General features: G+C 44.1%; 21 protein-coding genes. 14 read left to right on the forward strand and 7 right to left on the reverse strand.

Annotation, left to right across the window (positions count from 1 at the left end; genetic code table 11):
• Both QZ918_RS25965 and QZ918_RS25970 read left to right on the forward strand, forming a co-directional pair.
• Positions 1-484: hypothetical protein (locus QZ918_RS25965; protein ID WP_293340160.1), on the forward strand; the 484-nt coding region annotated here is incomplete at its 5' end.
• Positions 459-1,835 carry a CHAT domain-containing protein gene (locus tag QZ918_RS25970; protein WP_293340163.1) on the forward strand — a complete coding sequence of 459 codons (1,377 nt, stop codon included), beginning with the start codon at positions 459-461 and terminating at the stop codon, positions 1,833-1,835. The genes QZ918_RS25965 and QZ918_RS25970, both read left to right, overlap by 26 nt.
• A gap of 935 nt (positions 1,836-2,770) precedes the next feature.
• On the opposite strand, the gene QZ918_RS25975 is transcribed toward QZ918_RS25970, so the two are convergent.
• The 4 genes from QZ918_RS25975 to QZ918_RS25990 all read right to left on the reverse strand — a co-directional run bounded on the left by QZ918_RS25975 (position 2,771) and on the right by QZ918_RS25990 (position 5,846).
• Positions 2,771-3,217: a hypothetical protein gene (locus tag QZ918_RS25975; RefSeq protein ID WP_293340166.1), complete on the reverse strand. Its 447-nt coding sequence runs from the start codon at positions 3,215-3,217 to the stop codon at positions 2,771-2,773.
• A gap of 165 nt (positions 3,218-3,382) precedes the next feature.
• Positions 3,383-4,207 (reverse strand): helix-turn-helix transcriptional regulator, encoded by an 825-nt coding sequence (locus tag QZ918_RS25980; protein ID WP_293340169.1) that lies wholly within the window; start codon positions 4,205-4,207, stop codon positions 3,383-3,385.
• A gap of 461 nt (positions 4,208-4,668) precedes the next feature.
• The gene (locus QZ918_RS25985; RefSeq protein WP_293340172.1) at positions 4,669-5,532 is read right to left on the reverse strand and encodes a PEP-CTERM sorting domain-containing protein; all 864 of its coding nucleotides are present in this window, start codon (positions 5,530-5,532) and stop codon (positions 4,669-4,671) included.
• Positions 5,533-5,654: 122 nt separating this feature from the next.
• Positions 5,655-5,846 (reverse strand): hypothetical protein, encoded by a 192-nt coding sequence (locus tag QZ918_RS25990; RefSeq protein ID WP_293340175.1) that lies wholly within the window; start codon positions 5,844-5,846, stop codon positions 5,655-5,657.
• Positions 5,847-5,960: 114 nt separating this feature from the next.
• Between QZ918_RS25990 and QZ918_RS25995 the strand changes: the two genes are divergently transcribed.
• The 5 genes from QZ918_RS25995 (at position 5,961) to QZ918_RS26015 (ending at position 9,198) form a co-directional block, all read left to right on the forward strand.
• A complete protein-coding gene (locus QZ918_RS25995; protein ID WP_293340178.1) occupies positions 5,961-6,191 on the forward strand; it encodes a hypothetical protein in 231 nt (76 codons plus the stop codon).
• 242 nt (positions 6,192-6,433) lie between these two features.
• Complete coding sequence (locus tag QZ918_RS26000) at positions 6,434-7,639, forward strand: phospholipase D-like domain-containing protein (protein ID WP_293340180.1); 1,206 nt, start codon at positions 6,434-6,436, stop codon at positions 7,637-7,639.
• A gap of 373 nt (positions 7,640-8,012) precedes the next feature.
• Positions 8,013-8,450, forward strand: coding sequence for a CdiA C-terminal domain-containing protein (locus tag QZ918_RS26005; protein ID WP_293340183.1), 438 nt, complete (start codon positions 8,013-8,015; stop codon positions 8,448-8,450).
• A gap of 11 nt (positions 8,451-8,461) precedes the next feature.
• Positions 8,462-8,845: a hypothetical protein gene (locus QZ918_RS26010; protein WP_293340186.1), complete on the forward strand. Its 384-nt coding sequence runs from the start codon at positions 8,462-8,464 to the stop codon at positions 8,843-8,845.
• Between the two features lie 152 nt (positions 8,846-8,997).
• Positions 8,998-9,198 carry a hypothetical protein gene (locus QZ918_RS26015; protein ID WP_293340189.1) on the forward strand — a complete coding sequence of 67 codons (201 nt, stop codon included), beginning with the start codon at positions 8,998-9,000 and terminating at the stop codon, positions 9,196-9,198.
• Positions 9,199-9,376: 178 nt separating this feature from the next.
• Here QZ918_RS26015 and QZ918_RS26020 read toward each other — a convergent pair whose 3' ends face one another.
• The gene (locus QZ918_RS26020; RefSeq protein ID WP_293340192.1) at positions 9,377-10,060 is read right to left on the reverse strand and encodes a lysozyme inhibitor LprI family protein; all 684 of its coding nucleotides are present in this window, start codon (positions 10,058-10,060) and stop codon (positions 9,377-9,379) included.
• 252 nt (positions 10,061-10,312) lie between these two features.
• Between QZ918_RS26020 and QZ918_RS26025 the strand changes: the two genes are divergently transcribed.
• Together QZ918_RS26025 and QZ918_RS26030 are read left to right on the forward strand one after the other, a co-directional pair.
• Complete coding sequence (locus QZ918_RS26025) at positions 10,313-11,635, forward strand: 3-isopropylmalate dehydratase large subunit (protein ID WP_293340195.1); 1,323 nt, start codon at positions 10,313-10,315, stop codon at positions 11,633-11,635.
• Positions 11,636-11,711: 76 nt separating this feature from the next.
• On the forward strand, positions 11,712-12,200 hold the full coding sequence (locus tag QZ918_RS26030) for a gluconokinase (RefSeq protein WP_293340198.1): 489 nt from the start codon (positions 11,712-11,714) through the stop codon (positions 12,198-12,200).
• A 283-nt stretch (positions 12,201-12,483) separates the two neighbouring features.
• On the opposite strand, the gene QZ918_RS26035 is transcribed toward QZ918_RS26030, so the two are convergent.
• Both QZ918_RS26035 and QZ918_RS26040 read right to left on the reverse strand, forming a co-directional pair.
• A complete protein-coding gene (locus tag QZ918_RS26035) occupies positions 12,484-13,464 on the reverse strand; it encodes a carbohydrate kinase family protein (RefSeq protein ID WP_293149477.1) in 981 nt (326 codons plus the stop codon).
• Between the two features lie 94 nt (positions 13,465-13,558).
• Positions 13,559-13,777 carry a hypothetical protein gene (locus QZ918_RS26040; RefSeq protein WP_293340201.1) on the reverse strand — a complete coding sequence of 73 codons (219 nt, stop codon included), beginning with the start codon at positions 13,775-13,777 and terminating at the stop codon, positions 13,559-13,561.
• 341 nt (positions 13,778-14,118) lie between these two features.
• Here QZ918_RS26040 and pedR point away from each other — a divergent pair, with 341 nt between their 5' ends.
• The 5 genes from pedR (at position 14,119) to QZ918_RS26065 (ending at position 18,608) form a co-directional block, all read left to right on the forward strand.
• Positions 14,119-14,394, forward strand: a complete 276-nt coding sequence (gene pedR / locus QZ918_RS26045) for a photosynthetic electron transport-dependent transcriptional regulator PedR (RefSeq protein WP_293149481.1) — start codon at positions 14,119-14,121, stop codon at positions 14,392-14,394.
• Positions 14,395-14,428: 34 nt separating this feature from the next.
• The gene (locus QZ918_RS26050) at positions 14,429-14,707 is read left to right on the forward strand and encodes a hypothetical protein (RefSeq protein ID WP_293340236.1); all 279 of its coding nucleotides are present in this window, start codon (positions 14,429-14,431) and stop codon (positions 14,705-14,707) included.
• A gap of 186 nt (positions 14,708-14,893) precedes the next feature.
• Positions 14,894-16,168 carry a histidine--tRNA ligase gene (hisS, locus tag QZ918_RS26055; protein WP_293340204.1) on the forward strand — a complete coding sequence of 425 codons (1,275 nt, stop codon included), beginning with the start codon at positions 14,894-14,896 and terminating at the stop codon, positions 16,166-16,168.
• 417 nt (positions 16,169-16,585) lie between these two features.
• Positions 16,586-17,356: a Uma2 family endonuclease gene (locus QZ918_RS26060; RefSeq protein WP_293340207.1), complete on the forward strand. Its 771-nt coding sequence runs from the start codon at positions 16,586-16,588 to the stop codon at positions 17,354-17,356.
• 118 nt (positions 17,357-17,474) lie between these two features.
• A complete protein-coding gene (locus QZ918_RS26065) occupies positions 17,475-18,608 on the forward strand; it encodes a DNA cytosine methyltransferase (protein ID WP_293340210.1) in 1,134 nt (377 codons plus the stop codon).
• Positions 18,609-18,667 lie beyond the last annotated feature (59 nt).

Below are 18,667 nucleotides of genomic sequence, written 5' to 3' on the forward strand. Positions count from 1 at the left end.
ACTCGAATTTGCCGATCGCACCAACGATTGCTCAAAATCCAGCGCCGAACTCGAATTTGCCGATCGCACCAACGATTGCTCAAAATCCAGCGCCGAACTCGAATTTGTCACCAGCGCCCACAATTACTCAAAATCCAGCGCCGATATCAAATTTGTCACCAGCGCCCACAATTACTCAAAATCCAGCGCCGAACTCGAATTTGTCACCAGCGCCAACGATTACTCAAAATCCATCGCCAACAATTACTCAAAATCCAGCGCCGAACTCGAATTTGTCACCAGCGCCGACAATTACTCAAAATCCAGCGCCGAACTCGAATTTGTCAGCAGCGCCCACAATTACTCAAATTCTCCCTGCTACCCCACCAATAAATCTCGCACCGATACTGACACCGGAACTCGCTCCGGCGCTCTCCAGCAACGGGCTTCCCAGCACAAATCCTTTATTTTCTGCCAGCTTGCAAGAGCAAAACCAGATATCTAATTCCTTGCAACAGCCTAATTCACGTCGCGAAACCTCGAATATTATTGACGTTTCCAGCTTGCCAGTTAACCCCAGCGCCATTATTTTTCCGGTAGAAAACAGATTTACCAGGGAGTTTGTCGATTACCTGAATTTGCCACAAACAAATAAACGCGCCACCCTGGAAGAGTCTCAAAAAATTCTTCGCAGCGTCGCACAAGGCACCGGTATCAAACCAGCTCTCGTATATATGAGCTTTGTACCCAATGGTTCTACATTCGATCGACCTTACAACAGTTCGCCGCTGTTGCGCGTAGAACAGCAAATTAAAAGCTCTGACGAACTCGAAGTAATGGTAATCGCCCCCGATAGCGCGCCCTTTCGCGTGCGGATCGCTGGAACCTCTCGCGCCGAGGTAATGGAAACTATTCGGAAATTTCGCAACGAACTGACTAATCCGGTAAAGCGCAACACTAAAACTTATTTACCTTTAGCTCAGCAGCTTTACCAGTGGATGATAGCGCCGATCGAGGCAGAGTTACAAGCCAAAGGTATTCAGAATCTATCTTTTATTGCGGATATGGGGTTGCGATCGATACCGATGGCGGCGCTCCATGACGGGAAAGGCTTTCTGATAGAGCGTTACAGCGTCGGCTCAATGCCGAGTCTGAGTTTGACAGATACCAGCACCACTAAGTTGCCAAATACACAAGTTCTGGCAATGGGTGCGTCACAATTTCCCAATATGAGTCCTTTACCTGCGGTGGAAATAGAAGTTTCGACAATTATCCCGCAGGAGTCGCCCAGTAAGTCTTTCTTGAACCAAGCTTTCACTCTGGCAAATTTGAAATCGCAGCGCCAGCAGTACCCTTTTGGGAGAATTCACTTGGCTACTCACGCCGAATTTCGATCGGGAAACCCCAGCGAATCCTTTATTCAGTTGTGGGATACTAAACTGCGTTTGAATCAGTTGCGGGAGATGGGATGGGGCAGTCCGCAGGTTGATATGTTGGTTTTGAGTGCTTGCAGGACTGCTGTGGGCGATCGAGAATCGGAGTTAGGCTTTGGCGGATTAGCCGTGCAAGCAGGGGTTAAATCGGCTCTAGCGACTCTCTGGTATGTCAGCGACGAGGGCAGTTTGGGATTGATGGCAGACTTTTACGGCCAGTTAAAAACTGCTCCGATGAAGGCCGAGGCTTTGCGGCAAGCGCAATTAGAGATGTTGCGCCAACAGGTGCGGATTGAAGGGGGGATATTGCGGACTTCTGTGGGTAATGTGCAGCTACCTCCGGAAATGACAAAGAAAGGGATTCAGAATTTTTCTCATCCCTACTATTGGGCGGGTTTTAGAATGATTGGCAATCCTTGGTAATCAGATTTGTTGTATAGGTACGTAGTTGGGCTTTAGCCCTCTCGATCTACACGTCCAAAGAGCAATACGGTAGACTTAACGCTTTTTGACGAATATCATCTCACAATTTTATAGGAAATACAGGCATTTTTTGCAAGTCAGATTGTTCTTAAGTCAACTGTATTTGTCTAAAGATGGTTCAAGCCCAACTACGTACCTTTGTCTCGCTCTAAAGAGGGCTAAAGCCCAACTACGTACCTTTTTTTATTAATATGATAGTTGCGTCTAATATCGTGTCCGGTCGATTGACCGCGATAATATCTGTTCGTAGTGCGGACTTCAGTCCGCAATATGCTGCGGACTGAAGTCCGCACTACGAACAGTATTGTAGGGTGCGTCAGCCCGCAGTGTTTTCCTGCTTCCCTTGGGGCAATCGAGCTGACGCACCCGGAGGGCTATTATCACAATTTAAATGCGAAACAGCTTATTGCGGACTGAAGTCCGCACTACGAACAGTTGTTTGTTATAGTAATCGACCGGACATGATATAATATAATATGCCACCAAAGCTTTGAGCGATGCTTTCTATAATTTCACATTTCTCCTTCGTGCTATAAAATTACCTTGCTTTTTAAGGGGTTAGGAATCTGTTTTAATTAAACCGTATTGCAGTATAAAAATGCTTGCATAACCTCTTGTATTCTCTAGCTCACGTGTGGGAATATGCTATTAAAAAAAGTCTCCTAGTTATCTAGAAGACTTCGATTGCTTATTCGATCGATAAGTTTTAAGGTAGAGGTCAGGGCGTAGCTTTTTTGATTCTGTTTCGGTCTTAGAACAAGATAGCAGCTAGCATTTATAGCGCGCGATTTTTGTCCTGAGACTCAAACAAGGAATAGATTTTTTAGCAGTTTTTCCTGACACTCCACGCCCAGAATTTACGTCGAAAAAGTTAGCTACACGCAGATAATCGTGCCGCTCTTAGAAACACACTTCCACGACGAGAAAGGAGTCGTGCGATAACAAGCCTTTGCCTCATACTTGAGACAGCTACCTTGCAAGCACACTTTAATTGATGCCTTCGCTAAAAGGATATTGGCTTGAAGTGTCTGGCACTTATTGAGACCTATATTGGCGCAGACTGCTTCAATTCCTGCTAGTTTCAAGCAGACTTTAAAGCCTGCGCCAACTTTGGTATAGCAAATTGCGATCGGGCCAACTATACTAAAGCAACCAGCCAGGGCTTCATGAAGCTCTAAAGTTGCTGACATCTGCTCCTCTGCTGCGGCTACTTCCGCTGCTGCCGCTCCACCTTCTGAACTAACCATGGTGGCTAGTCCTTCCCCATCTAGGAATTCCAAGGGATCGTAGTCGAGTTCAATCATTTCATGGTTTGCCATCATCTTGTCTCCTGAATTTAAGGTTGAATTGTTGTCAATTAAATACCTCAGCTTTCACAGCAACTACATTGAGGCTGTTTGCTTTGTGTATGCTCTAATTCTCTTCAACCTAAACTCGGGCAACAATACGACGATCCGCGTATAGGATTGTAAATAAAATGCAACAAATTACTCGGGCAGCATCCCCAATTTTTCCAGAGCAACCATCACAGCAGCCGTTCGGGTTTGTACGCCGAGTTTGCAATAAAGGTGCTCCAAATGTTTTCGCACTGTTCCTTCAGTGCAACCGAGAACTTTAGCAATCTGAGCATTGCTTTTATCTTGGGAAATCCAGAAAAGAACCTCTGCTTCGCGTTTGGTGAGTCCTAGCAATTCCAGACCAGAAACAGAGAATTTTTGCAGTTCTTTTTCCTCCAACAGCAAGAGATATTGCTCGCCGATGGGTTCGGGAATCAGACGGACGCTCAACTGTTTTCCTGCTTGCTGAACGTGCAACGGTAAACACTTAGATGGAACATTGCCGTTGAATTTAAGTCTCGAAATCTGTTGCTTGAACCAATGTTGTAAGAGTTCTGGCAATGAGTGTGGCGCGCGGGATAAAAAATACTGGCTCAACAGTTGTTCGGCGCGTTGAGCGATGAAGCGCACCTGTCCGTCTACAGCCAAAACGATCGCACCTAAGCGATCGAACATTTGCTGGAATTGTGCGAGTATTTGGTAAATTTTGCTGAATGCTGGGTTATTTGCCTCTGCCTGAATCTGGTGCAGCATCCTCGGATTGAGGACACAACCATCTTTCGCGATCGCCTTCTTGGGTACCACCGGTGTTAAAGTATCTGGAGCTGAGCCGCTGCGATCGCTCTCGACTTCGATAATATAATGTCTGTCGCTATGTTCGTAATTTCGAGCTTCAGCTTTTGCTGGTGGGAGTTTATCAAGATTTTGAGATGTCAAAATAACTTCGAGCTGCTGACTTTGTTTCTGTGAATTCACTGGAAAATCTCCATTTGCATAAACGATGAGAATGGCGAAACTAGATAGCCACAACCTCCGGCTATCTCGCTCATTTCACTATCATTAATTTCTACAGCAGTAGAAATGCACTCTGAGATTGTTTTGACTGTGAACGATTTAAGTTTCTTTTTTAATTGATAACACTGGCTAGCTGTGAGTTAACAGTCGCACGTTCGAGTGACTTGCACTTTTTTTTGTGTTGTGTTAGCTACATTCTAGGTTTATGTCAAGACTAACGCTCGATATAAAAAAGCAAAATCGGGCGGGTTTTGCCTCGCTTCTCTCGTAGATTATTAGGCGGCACCCGCCGCTAAAAGATACTATGGTTTTTTGGCAACGATCTACTTAACTCAAGAAAATGCGATGCTTTTTGCAATTTATATTATTTTAAAATAGAATGATAAAAACCCGATCGCGATCGCCAATCGGGCTGAGTGCAATTATTTGTTCAATGAGAGCGAGATCCTTTTAAGCTTGAAAGCAAATAAAGCCAGTCCTGCACCTGCAACAGCCGTGGCAGCAATATTGCTAGGTTCCGGCACTGCTTCGGCAATGCTGAGCGCGTTGATTCCCAAAGCGCGTGAAGCGAAGCTATCCCGAAGGGAATCGCCCTCAGAACTGCTATAAACGAGCCGCGAGATGTTAGCAACATCGCTGCGAACGCCGAGAAACTGCGCCGAATTATCCAGTGCTAATGAGGATGTTCCTTGGGTTGAGAAACTGCCTAACAAATTATTAGCGCTGTCAAATGCCGAGATCGATGCAGTGAATAAAAACGTATCATCTACCGCTATTTGCGTTCCGGCGGCGGCCACAGGGCGATCGAACGAAATTGTCAGCGGGCCTGGGTTTCCGACTGCTGGCGGCGGGCCTGGCCTTAAACCTGTTAACAAAACGAAATCGCCGCTGGCAAAGTTAGTCGCAATACCGGGCGCTGGTAAGGTTTGAAACAGTAAGGGAGGTGTCACTCCTGGAGTTGTAGCCTGGGGAATGCTGACATTAACTCCGAGTCCTTGTTCCGAGGTGACTGAGAAGGAATTGGGTAATACTTTAAACGGCGGTTGGACTGGCCCTAAAATCGACCAATCAAGGCGATCTGTAGCTCCTAATGTAGCGCGATCGCTCACGAATGTCAGATTAGCAGCTTGAACTGGCGGTGCTAATAGAATTAGCAGAGTGCCGATCGCAATTCCCGCAGCAGATGTTTTGGGCGATCGGGTGGTTTTGGCGATCGCTGCGAATTCCGAAGTGCGATATCGTTGTAATAGCTCGACTTGGAAATGTTGAACTTTTTCGGTAATCATAGTAATTTCTTAATTTGACCTATCCACAAATCATTACAAAACTGCGATCGTGTGCAAACAGAATGTTATAATTTCTGGAGATGTCTAATATAGTTGACATCCTGAGAATCAACTAGGATTATTTAACAATACATAACATTACGTATAATTTCGTGCTGGAATCCCGGCATAAATATCTCGATCGCACCTGCAAAAAAAGACAATTTGACTCTGGGCGAATCTGCGACAGCCTTCTGGATTAACTTAAATTGTTCCCATGTGCCCTGAAGCACCACTCGCTGTTCCAGAGTTTCGCGATCGAGAACTTGTGTCATAGAAACCGGGTTTTTGACCCATCGTGCGTAATTCCTAATGCAAAAATTGGTTCAAGCTCGACCATAACAGTTATAATTTCTCCATGTGCTTCCCTCTCTATCCCCGTTAAGCCCATGAGCAACCTTTCAAACACCCCAGGTGGCGGTGAGCCACCCGATCGCTTTAGAAATGTAGGCGAACAAATCCAAGCATTCTTCGATTATGCCGAAAAGAATCCCGATCGCGCTGTTCCTTTTTTCGTCAATATCTGGGAAACTCAAGCATCCCTAACCACGCGGGCTTTAGCGCTACAAGGCTTAGGTGTGGCTGCAAAACACGATCGCGTTGTAGAGAGTTATGAGTGATTTTTCAGGCATCCAACCAGCAGAGGGCGATCGCGGGAATTACAGGCTAAGTCAGCTCAGTCTGCGGTTATGCGTTTGGTGGGGTTCCCGCCGTCGGAGTCGAAGTAGGCTTTGATTGAGTTGGCTGATTATGTTTTTAGTCAACTTTATTAGGTGCGATCGCGCAGTTTTAGGGAAGATAATCAAATTGTGGCTTACATCTTGCCTGAAAGTTTTATATCAATTAATTGGAGTAATTTACAATGAGTGGTTTTAGATTTCTAATTTTGGAAGACCGTCAAAAAAGCTTGGAAACGACAATCGATTTTTTATTAAATTGTAAGGAATACTCTTGGGATAAAATTTATCTATTTTCTGCTTTTGTTAATGATTATGGGGTGAAACAAATAGAAAAAATTCTTGTACACCCTTATTTAAATGAAAATACGGAAGTTTTGATTGCGATCGGACAAAAAAATAATTTTAATGACCCTAGTGATATTCAAAATTTATTAAAATTTATCGACGAAGAATCAACAAAGATTAAAACTAAGTCTGTTCGTTTTATATGTCCCACAAATAACTTTCATATCAAAACCTATTGTTTTTTAGGTCGTCGTGTTAAAGACGATAAAAAAGAAATAGGTTTTTCTATCATAGGGTCATCTAATCTAACTCAGCGAGGTCTTGAATGTGAGGGAGAATTATGTATTAGTATCCAACGCTTAAACTTAACAAAAAAATTAATTTATCGTTTGTCAACTAAATATAGTAACTCGCCTCAGTGGAGTCCAGAAATAATTAGGAAGTATCAAATAGAATATGATAAAAAATACCCTGGTAAAGATCAAAATGAAGTTCTACCCATACTAAACAGACAAGATGGTAAATTCATTGAACTAGGTGTCTTGGCTGATAGTGTTCTTCGTGACCAGGCAACTAATCTCGTTAATGGTAGGGAGAAGATAAGTTGTTTCTACTCGTATGCACCCACAACTATAGAGCAAGCGAAAGAGAATTTTCCCGAACTTTCTTTATGCCTCTTATTTTCAACAGAAAACGAGATATTCAGGATTGTTGAAATCATGTCTCACTGTCCCAATGAAGAAAACACAGAAGGATGTTTTGTAACATATAGAGTAAATGTAACTTATGAGTCTGATGATATTTGTGAAATCCTTGAGAAAGAAGAGTATAAAGAGATAAAAATAGCTGAGGAAAAGTATGAGGAATATAGAGAAAGGAATGAATACCCTAAATTAGAGTATGCAACTCTAAATAAGTTTGAAAACGAAGTTAAGAAAATGCTCGACGATCCGAATTATAAAAAAGGGCTAGAAAAAGGTAAGAAGAAGATGCAGAAGATGCAATCAGAAATTGACAGACTATTAGAAGAAATAGAAGAAAGAGAAGAAATTGATCCCATCTTTTTAAAGAAAAAGCTAAAAGAAATCAGAGAATTAACTTAATGTGCCATCATTGTGTTCTCAATACTAACTTAATTTTACAATGGTTATGGGATAAAATCATCGTCTTTACCGGCCATAATAGTAATAGCAGGCTTCTTGCAAAAGTGCCATTAATTGTCAGAAAATCAAAGAGAATTTATTGTTTCAGAGTTTATACTTATCTTAAGTCTTTGCTAAAAGTTTAAGTAACTTCTTTGCTGGTAAGCCCGTAAGATGGCAGATTGAAGGAACTAGAGATAGTGTTAATATTAAGGTAATAGTAGAACCTGATGGGAGAGGAATCATTGTATTGACTAAGTGAGAAACCCGGTTCTTTTTCTCAAGTGACTTGGCTCATAATGTGCGATGGCACCAAAATTTTAAGGAACCAAAAATGGTGAATAACGGGACTAACCAAACCCCTAAGCAAAATTCGGCTAATTGTGGCAGTATTGATGAATCAGAAAGAGCTTTTGGTGCAAACGAAAGAGCGATTGCTGAATTTCTGGAAAGAGAGGGAAAAAATGTTAAAGCCTTGGTGGAAAAAACCGATGGAGGTAGAAATCCCGATGCTGAGGTAGATGGAAAACCCGTTGAATTCAAAAGTCTGGATGCTGGTGCTACAAGCGCGACAGTAAAAAATCAGATCAACAACTCGATTAGACGAGGAGGACAAGCTAGGGATATAATTATAGATGCTAGGGAATCTGGGTTGATAGAGGCTGAGGCTGAACGAGGTTTGCAGAGGGCGAAAAATATTACACGCGGAAAAATTGATAGCGTCCGAATTATTGGCGATAGCTATGACATCACTTCTACTGATTTTCAATAAAGGAGGTTTTTATGTCTCACACATTAGATATTTTTCTAGACTTTCCCCAAGGACTCGAACATTTAATCAAAGAATTAGAGTTGATATTGGCTCTAAAATTTGAGCTGATTTCTGATGGTACTGATAACTGGTATGAGTTTCAAAACTCAACAATCACTCTTACTGTAGGAAAGCATGATTTTGAAAACGATCGAGATATCAAATTTGAAGAATACCCTTATAACCTATCAATCAGAGCGCTGAACATCTCGAATGAACTTGATAGAAAAAAGTGGCGTGATGATTTTGCTAGTTATGTTGTCCAAAAGTTGAAAGCTACAGAAAGGTATCATTTAATGCTGGTGGATGACCTACAAGTGAAGTTAGAGGAGTTTGCGCCATTGGTGAAGGTTTGATCGAACATCAGAATAGGCTTAGATGAAACCGGAGTTTTAAGGGTTGTTGTCCATACCTTTGAACAAACCGATCGCACTTCTTGCATAATTCGGATTATTTCAGCCCGTAAAGCTAATCTTACTGAAACCCAAGCTTATCAAGAGAGGAAAATATGAAATCAGAGTATGACTTTTCCCAAGCAGAGCAAGGCAAGTTTTACCATCCTGATGCTACGTTTCATTATCCCATTTATCTCGAACCAGATGTCGAGGAATTTGTGACTAAAATTGCCGAGCATAAAAAGATTGAGGTGCAAGCTTTAGTCAATGAATGGCTGAGAAATAACATTAAACTAATTCAAAGTATTGAGTAGGTGAGAAACCCGGTTTCTGGCCTCCTGTGCGTAAGTCCTAAATCTATCTCTGTATCTTGGGTAACAGGGAATATTTCGCCTACAATACACTTGTAGCATCTCACCAAAAAGAGCGATCGCAAATATATTTTATTTTTACCTCCGGAGGGATCGCAATTGTCTAATCATCAAGCAGCTACTAAAAAAACATCTCCCCCAATTCCGTCAATCGATCGCCCTGCTGTTCCGTCATGCGTACCCGACAAAATTCTCTACTCGTTCCTGCTTGACTGGATTCAAACTCGCAATTGGCATCTCGAAAAGGAATCCACGCTCTATGTACTAATCTGAGTTTATCCTGATACTTAGGCTCAATTTTTCCCATCAGTTGTTGGTAAATTTGATTCAACTTGCGATCGGGAATTTCCAAATTAGGACTAATCGGTACTGGAATTTGGTTCTGAGTGTAACCTGTGAGTTCCGAGGCACGCAGTTTTGTCAACTGCGCGAGACATCCGTAGTAAATTATCGGATCGGCCGTTCCTCCAGCAACTCGGCTTCTGCGAAAATCGCAGTGAGCATCCCGAAATGCAATCCATAATTTTTGGGATTCAATTAATTGCTGTTTCCGATTGTTTGGTAGCTGTTGTTGAAGTTGGTTGTAAACTCGATTCAGCTTACTATTTTCTCGATCGTAATGTAATTGCGAACATATCCTCAGTTCCCTGTCAGTTATCGGCTTGCTACAATTCGGTTGTTGTGCTGTCAAAAAACCGGAGAAAGTGTTATAATTAATGGCGATCGCGATTTGGTTAAAACTGATTACTGCCAGCACACTAAATCCAACGTTATATAAGACTTTCCGCAACTGCATATAATTCATTCTGATAATTGAGCAACTCATAACATTACGCACAGTCGCAATCTCAAACAAGATCGTTCCCGGATGCACAGATGGTGAAAAACCTGTTTCTGGATTAATATTTTCCGTTTATAGCGACGATTTTTGCTAGAAACCGGGTTGTTTTGCCTCTCTGACTAAAGATAATTTTCGCAAAGTTTTCCTCAACATCGGGCGATGTTTCGTACAATGGCAATACACTTGTAGCATCTAATCAAAAAGAGCGATCGCACTATGGGAATGACCATCACCGAAAAAATCTTGGCCAAAGCATCAGGCCGCGCTAAAGTTGAGCCCGGAGATAACATCTGGGTGGAAACAGATGTGTTGATGACCCACGATGTTTGCGGGCCGGGTACCATTGGCGTATTCAAAAAGGAATTCGGCGATAATGCTAAAGTCTGGAATCCCGACAAAATAGTCCTCATTCCCGACCACTACATTTTCACCAACGACGAACGCGCTAACCGCAACGTCGATATTCTCCGCGATTTTGCCAAGGAACAAGGGATAAAATACTTTTACGACATCACGGATCGATCGAACTTCAAAGCCAACCCCGACTATAAAGGAGTTTGCCACATCGCCCTCGCCCAAGAAGGCCACACGCGCCCGGGCGAAGTGCTTTTCGGCACAGATTCCCACACCTGCAATGCCGGCGCTTTCGGACAATTTGCGACCGGTATCGGCAATACGGACGCGGCTTTTATCATGGGAACCGGCAAATTGCTGATTAAAGTGCCGGCGACGATGCGCTTTGTACTCAACGGCGAACTGCCAGATTATTTGTTAGCAAAAGATTTGATTTTACAAATTATAGGCGATATCAGCGTTGCCGGTGCTAACTATCGATCGATGGAATTTGCAGGCGATACAGTGGAACGTTTGACTATGGAAGAACGGATGACGCTGTGCAATATGGTAATTGAAGCTGGCGGCAAAAATGGCACCGTTGCACCGGACAAAACTACGTTTGATTACGTTAATCCTCGCACTAATGTGCCGTTTGAGGCATTTTACAGCGATGAGGGTGCTCAGTTTTATAGCGATCGCACCTACGATGTCAGCAAATTAGAACCAGTTGTCGCCAAACCGCACTCCCCCGACAACCGCGACTTAGCCCGCAATTGCAGCGATGTCAAGATCGATCGAGTTTACATCGGTTCCTGCACCGGCGGCAAAACCTCGGACTTTTTGAATGCAGCCCGAATTCTCAAAGGAAATCAAGTCAAAGTTCCGACGTATTTAGTACCGGCAACTCAGAAGGTTTACGAAGATTTGTTTGTTACTAAATACGACGGTCAAACGCTGTCGGAAATCTTCTTAGCTTCCGGTTGCATCGAACCCGCAGCGCCTTCTTGCGCCGCTTGTTTGGGCGGACCAAAAGATACTTTCGGGCGGATGAACGAACCGGAGATTTGCGTGTCTACAACTAACCGCAACTTCCCCGGGCGGATGGGGAACAAAGAAGCACAAGTTTATCTAGCTTCGCCTTATACGGCGGCAGCTTCTGCGCTGACTGGACACGTAACGGATCCGCGCGAATTCCTGCGTTAGAAAGTAGTTGGTTTATGGTGTGCCACAACCGCAGAAGGTGCTTGTGGCATACCCTACGGGATGAATTTAAGTCGCGATGATTGTTATGGTGATGGGAGTCTCCGGTTCGGGCAAAACTACTGTTGGCAAGTTGCTAGCGGAATCTCTCAATTGGGATTTTAGCGATGCCGACGATTTTCACCCGCCAGGAAACATAGAGAAAATGAGTCGGGGCATTCCTTTAGAAGATGGCGATCGCCTGCCTTGGTTGTTGCATTTGCAAGGTACAATAGACAGGTGGCTGTTAGAAAATAAAAATGTCGTGTTAGCTTGTTCTGCCCTAAAAACATCTTACCGCGAAATGCTCTTTCGAGACAAGCAGCGAATGAAAATAGTTTATCTCAAAGGTGATTTTGAGCTATTCGCACCCAGGCTAAAAACTCGCGAAAATCACTACATGAAAGTAGACTTGTTGTCAAGTCAATTCGCTACTCTCGAAGAACCTGAAAATGCAATTATTATAGATGCTTCGCAGCAGCTAGAGCTAATGCTACGCCAAATTAAAAACCATCTGATTTGCGCTTAATTGCCCACAATACAACAGGTTTGTAGTGAGGACTTTAGTCCTATCTTGTTTCAGGTTTGTAGTGAGGACTTTAGTCCTATCTTGTTTCAAGAGGACTAAAGTCCTCACTACGAACCTAAATCAAACAGGTTTGTAGTGAGGACTTTAGTCCTATCTTATTTGAAGAGGACTCGCATTCCTCACTACGAACCTAAATAAAACAGGTTTGTAGTGATGACTTTAGTCCTATCTTATTTGAAGAGGACTCGCATTCCTCACTACGAACCTATAGAGGTTTAGTTAGCTAATTTTTGTTGTACAAATACAAGAAAGCTTCTACTTCAGCCGCAGTTGGTTGTGCTGCAATTGCCCCAGGCTTCATTGTTGTCATCGCACCCACGGCGCTGGCATAGATTACAATGTTTTGGGCAATTTTTGGATCTGCTAAATTCTTAATTCCATACTTGCACAACTGCCGCACAAAACCAGCAACAAACCCATCGCCGGCACCTGTTGTATCCTCAACGTCTACTGCAAAGGCGGGGATTTTTCCTTCATTTTCCGATATACAATAGGAGCAACCTTTATCGCCCGCCGTCACCAAAACGCCTTCTACAGAATCGAGACGGTAGGTAATAGCTCCAGCGTCGCTAGTTCCAAACAACCAATCGGCTTCTTCGTGAGATAACTTGAGAAAATCTACTTTTTTTAATAGTTGTAAGATGGGCGCTTTTGCTTCGTCGGGATTTGGCCAAAATACCGGACGCCAATTGATGTCAACTATAATTTTAACGTCGTAACGTTCTGCTAGTTCGATCGCTCTTGCGATCGCCTCTCGACTTTCAGGATAAGCTAATTCTAAAGTGCCGAGCACTAAAAACTCCGCATTTTCAAACAGCACCTCGGGTATTTGGGCAGCCTGGAAGCGGGTGTCGGCAAAATCCGCAGTATCCATTTTACCAAAACCGGCAAAAGATCGATCGCCCGCTTCATTTCGCAAGACATAAACTTGTCGCGTCGGCGCACTCGGATGGCGTTGCACTCCAGCGATATCAACCCCTGATTCTTGCAATACCTGTACCAGAGAATCCCCCAATTCATCCCCACCTACAGCACCGATAAATCCCACCGCCGTCCCCAATTTAGCTAGAGCACAGGCAACATTAGCAGGAGCACCACCAGCATATGCCGTCCAAGATTCTACCTCTTCTAGAGATACTCCTGGTTTGTCTGCTAAACAATCAAATAAAATTTCACCCAGACACAGAACGCGAGGATAAGTCATATTGATTTTAGATTTTAGATTTTAGATTTTAGATCTAAGAGCAGCAGTAAATAAGGCAATAATTATTTTTAACTCGTCCCAGAAAAATTGCCATCTATTTTTTAAGGGTTCCTCCCATAATATCAGACTTACTGATACCGACACTTACACCATCAACGTACAAGTCGCAGTGCAGGCTTATCAGCAGTAGTTTTACGTGCCAACTTCTGCGGGTTTTTGGGCCAGATGTTCGGATGCACCCAGGTAAAGCCAGCATCCGCCACCCCACGCGCCAGCGGTGTTGGTGCTGAGTTTGCAAGCAGCGATTCTGCAAGGGAGTTGGGGCTCCCCAAGGAGTGTCAACTTAAGTTCAAACCCATCCACAGACTGCTGCTTAACTATTAAATTTAGATCCGAACGAGCCAAGAGGGCGGGCACGCACCATCCACCGCCCCTACAAGGGGGGAACCGGAATCTTCTCAAAGTCCCCCTTCTTAAGGGGGATTTAGGGGGATCTAGGCTCGGCATATAAACGAGATTTATCAAGGGTTTTAGTCTTAAGTTGTCACTCCTTGGGCGCTCCCGTGCCCCAGCCAATTTAATTTTCTCTTCATATCTAGATCCCTCATCCTCTAGAATTGTATATAGGTAAATATGCACACATAGGAAAAATTTATGAACGGGAGCGTCTCTGGCACCCCTGTCACCCTGTCGGACAGAGAATTGCAAGTGGTAGAGTTAGTAGCGGCGGGATTGACCAATGAGAAAATTGCTGAGAAGTTAGAGATTAGCAAGCGTACTGTTGACAACCACATTAGCAATATCTTGAACAAGACGCCCGCTGACAATCGAGTTTCGCTGGTGCGCTGGGCTTTGCAGTGGGGGAAGGTATGTATGGAGAATATTAACTGCTGCCCTCTACCGGGGCCGATCGATAAAGAAGTATCTTAAATAGGGGTTATGGTTGGGGACAGGCAAAGAAATGATGCAAACGGCACAAGAAAAACAACTCCGCTATCAAATTCAATGCCCGGGATTGCCGCTGGCGGTGTATCGCGAAGTGGCAGCCCATTTGCGTCAAGTTGAAGGGGTGGAAACCGGTTTGATTCCGCAGCAGTCGCAGCGCTTTGATTACAGCGACAGCCAAGTTGGGGGTTTGTGGATAAAGTATCCTGATGGGTTCGATTTGGCCTGCCGCGAGCGGGTAGATCGCATTTTGGCTTATTATGGCGATCGCTACGGAGCTTGGGAATTATTAAGTTAATAGTTATTAGTTATTTGTTATTGGTTATTTGTTATTGGTTATTTGTTATTGGTTATTTGTTGGTTGTCGTTGAACCCAAATATCAATAAGTAGGAAACCACAAATAACAAGCCAAAGCTCCAAAATGACGAGTAACAAATAACCAATAACTGACAACAACTGACAACTGACAACTGACTAACATTCATGAGTACAATTAAAACTTTACCGGGAACGCGGGATATTTTGCCCGCTGAGATTCAATATTGGCAAAATATAGAGGAAGTCGCTAGAACAATTTTGAGAAAAGCGGCTTATCGAGAAATTCGGACGCCAATTTTTGAACAAACATCTTTATTTGAACGCGGCATCGGCGAAGCTACCGATGTGGTAGGCAAAGAAATGTATACTTTTAAAGATAAGGGCGATCGATCGACTACTTTGCGCCCGGAAGGCACCGCGGGAGTTGTGCGAGCTTTTATTGAAAACAGTTTGTACGCCGCTGGTGACGTGCAGCGTCTGTGGTATACTGGGCCGATGTTTCGCTACGAACGCACCCAAGCAGGCAGACAGCGACAGTTCACTCAAATTGGGGTGGAAGTGTTGGGAAGTGCAGATCCCCGGGCAGATGTGGAGGTAATTGCGATCGCCTGTGATATCCTGCAAGCGATCGGCTTAAAAAATTTGCGCCTCGATATCAATTCTGTCGGAAACAAGCAAGACAGACAAAATTACCGACAAGCGTTGATTGATTATTTTACACCGTACAAAGATGAATTAGATGCGGATTCCCAAGATCGCTTGACTCGCAATCCGCTGCGGATTTTGGACAGCAAAAATCAGCGCACTCAAGAAATTGTCGCTGGTGCGCCGAGTATTTTGGAGTATTTGGGTGATGAATCGCGATCGCACTTTGAGCAAGTACAGCAAATGCTGACAAGTTTAGGAATTAGCTATCAGTTAAATCCAAGATTAGTGCGCGGTTTAGATTATTATACTTACACCGCTTTTGAAATTATCTCCGACGATTTGGGCGCGCAAGCCACAGTCTGCGGCGGGGGAAGATACGACGGTTTAGTCAAGGAATTGGGCGGCCCGGAGACGGCGGCAGTCGGTTGGGCTATGGGCATGGAAAGGTTGATTATCCTGCTGCAAAAATTGCAACCTTTGCCCGTTCCCCAGTTGGATTTCTATTTGGTATCCAGGGGCGATAAAGCCGAACAACAATCAGTATTGTTGGCTCAAAAATTGCGGAGTTCTGGCTTTAGTGTAGAGATAGATTTGAGCGGCAGTGCTTTCGGGAAACAGTTTAAAAGAGCTGACAGAAGCGGTGCAGTTGCGTGTTTGGTGTTGGGGGATGCGGAAGCCCAAAGCGAGACAGTACAATTGAAGTGGTTGGCGAGTGGCGAACAAAGTGCGATCGCCCAATCTGAACTGCTAGCCATGACAGATGAGCTAAAACAGAAGATAAAAGCTGCGTAGGGCGATCGGTTGTCGCCAAGTCTCGATCCCCCTAAATCCCCCTTAATAAGGGGGACTTTGACAGCACTCTTCCCCTGATTGAGAAGGGCTTTGACGGTACTCTTAAAACTATCGCTTGTCGCCAAGTCTCGATCCCCCTAAATCCCCCTTAATAAGGGGGACTTTGACAGCAATCTTGTCCCCCCCTTATTAAGGGGGGCTAGGGGGGATCTAGACTTCGATACAAACACAAGAAACGCTCGGTTCCCTCGTTAACAGGCTCTACCCAGTAACGCAGATATTTGAGTTTTGCCTCGTCATTAAAACCTGACGGTTCAATTAATAATTGTCAATTATTAACTGTCAATGAAGAGGGCCCGCACGGGGGCACCGCCCCTACAAACTGTCAACTATTAACTGTTTAACATCTGATAAACTATGTCTGTAGCAATTAAAAACCCAAAAACCCAACTCACAATCACCTGGCCGCTACTACCAGAAGATTTTCAACTACCAGACGACCCCGTGGAAGACGAAAGCCAACCATTGTTAGCCGCAGCTTTGCGCCAGCCGCTAACAGAATTTCCCGAATTAATCCAGGATGCTTTAATTGTTTCCAACTTTGCCCTTTGTGCCGGGATAAGTTTGCCAGAAGCAGCCACCGACGAACAGCGAACTATTTGCAAAGCGCCAGACTGGATGTACGTGAAACCCGTCAATCCGCACAATGTCTCGCAAATCCGCCGCAGTTATACGCCACACACAGAAGGGACAATTCCCCAAATTGTGATGGAATTTCTCTCGGAAACCTACGGAGAAGAATACTCTGTTGAGTTTACATCGCGGGTGGGCAAGTGGTTTTTTTACGAACGCGCAATCAAAGTTCCCACATACGTTATATTCCGAGCGAAAACAGCTCGTTTAGAAGTTTACGCTTTAGAATCAGAGCGCTATAACTTGCAACAAACTGATGAAAATGGACGTTATTGGATACCGGGATTAGACTTATTTTTAGGAGTTTGGGAGGGAACCCACGAAGGGAGAACAGGCTGTTGGCTGAGGTGGTGGAATGCAGCAGGCGAGTTATTGTTGTGGTCGGAGGAACGAACAGAACAAGAACGTCAGCGGGCCGATCGCGAAAGTCAGCGGGCCCAAAGACTAGCAGAAAAATTGCGTCAAGCCGGGATCGAGTTAGACGATGAAGAGTGAAAAATTAAAGGCGATCGAGTCTTAGTACCTTTTGCACAGCGTACTCGACGACTATTTGGTATAATCACACTCTGGTGTTGCGGGCATTGAGCCGGCTATTGTCCCACTGCGAACTAATATGTCACTCGAACGTCTCAAACACATCACCTGGAAAGCAAAACCGCAACTGATATCCTTGTTTTCCGGCTGCGGCGGTATGGATTTGCCGTTCCACAAAGCTGGATTTGATGTAGTTTGGGCGATCGACTCCAATCAACACGCCTGCAAAACTTTCAGCAAAAACATTGCCCCTGTCATCATTAACGACAGTATAGAAAACATAGACATTGCACAAGTTCCCGAAGCCCAAATATGTATAGGAGGCTTCCCCTGTCAAGATTTCTCCCTCATTTGGAAGCGCCCCGGACTTGAAGGAACCAGAGGCAATTTATATACATACTTCCTCGATTTTGTCAACAAGAAAAAGCCCAAAGCTTTTGTCGCAGAAAATGTCAAAGGTTTATTAAGCGCCAATAATTATCAAGCAATCAAACAAATAATTTCCGACTTTGAAAGTATCGCACCGGGTTATTTAGTCAAACCCAAACTTTACAACTTTGCCGATTACGGAGTTCCGCAATTTCGACAAAGAGTATTATTAGTCGGAATTCGGATGGATACAGGATTTGATTTCGTCCATCCTCAAGCAGAATACGGGCCCAATCGCCAACATCCTTATCGCACAGCCGGTGAAGCACTCCAAAATGTCGATCGAGTTGTGGAAAATAACGAAAATCATCAAATTCGCGATCGCACGGTTGAAATTTTGAATCGAATCAAAGCCGGAGGAAATTTCTCAGATATTCCCAAAGACAGTCCTTACTACGTAAAAGGCATGATCAGCCACGTTTATCGACGAATTAATCCCGACAAACCATCATCTACAATCATTGCCGGCGGAGGCGGCGGAACCTGGGGTTATCATTATCCAGAACCCCGCGCCCTGACAAATCGCGAGAGGGCGAGGCTGCAAACTTTTCCCGATGATTTTGTATTTGAAGGTTCTGTCACCGAAGTGCGGAGACAGATTGGGAATGCTGTACCGCCAGAGGGAATCGCTGCTGTTGTTCAGTCTTTAATTCCACTATTTCAGGGCGATTATCCGAAAGTGGACTTATATAAAATAAGTGAAAAATTGCAGGCTATGTCAATTCAGAAGCGCTTAAAACACGCAGAATTAGAGGTGTCTCAGCAAAGTTTGGAATTGCTATGAATTGTTTGTTAATTGAGAGCATCTCGCAATAAAAACCTTTCGTTCGTAGTGCGGACTTC

Origin of the sequence: Microcoleus sp. CAWBG58, from assembly GCF_020883045.1 — a bacterium.
GTDB lineage: Bacteria > Cyanobacteriota > Cyanobacteriia > Cyanobacteriales > Microcoleaceae > Microcoleus.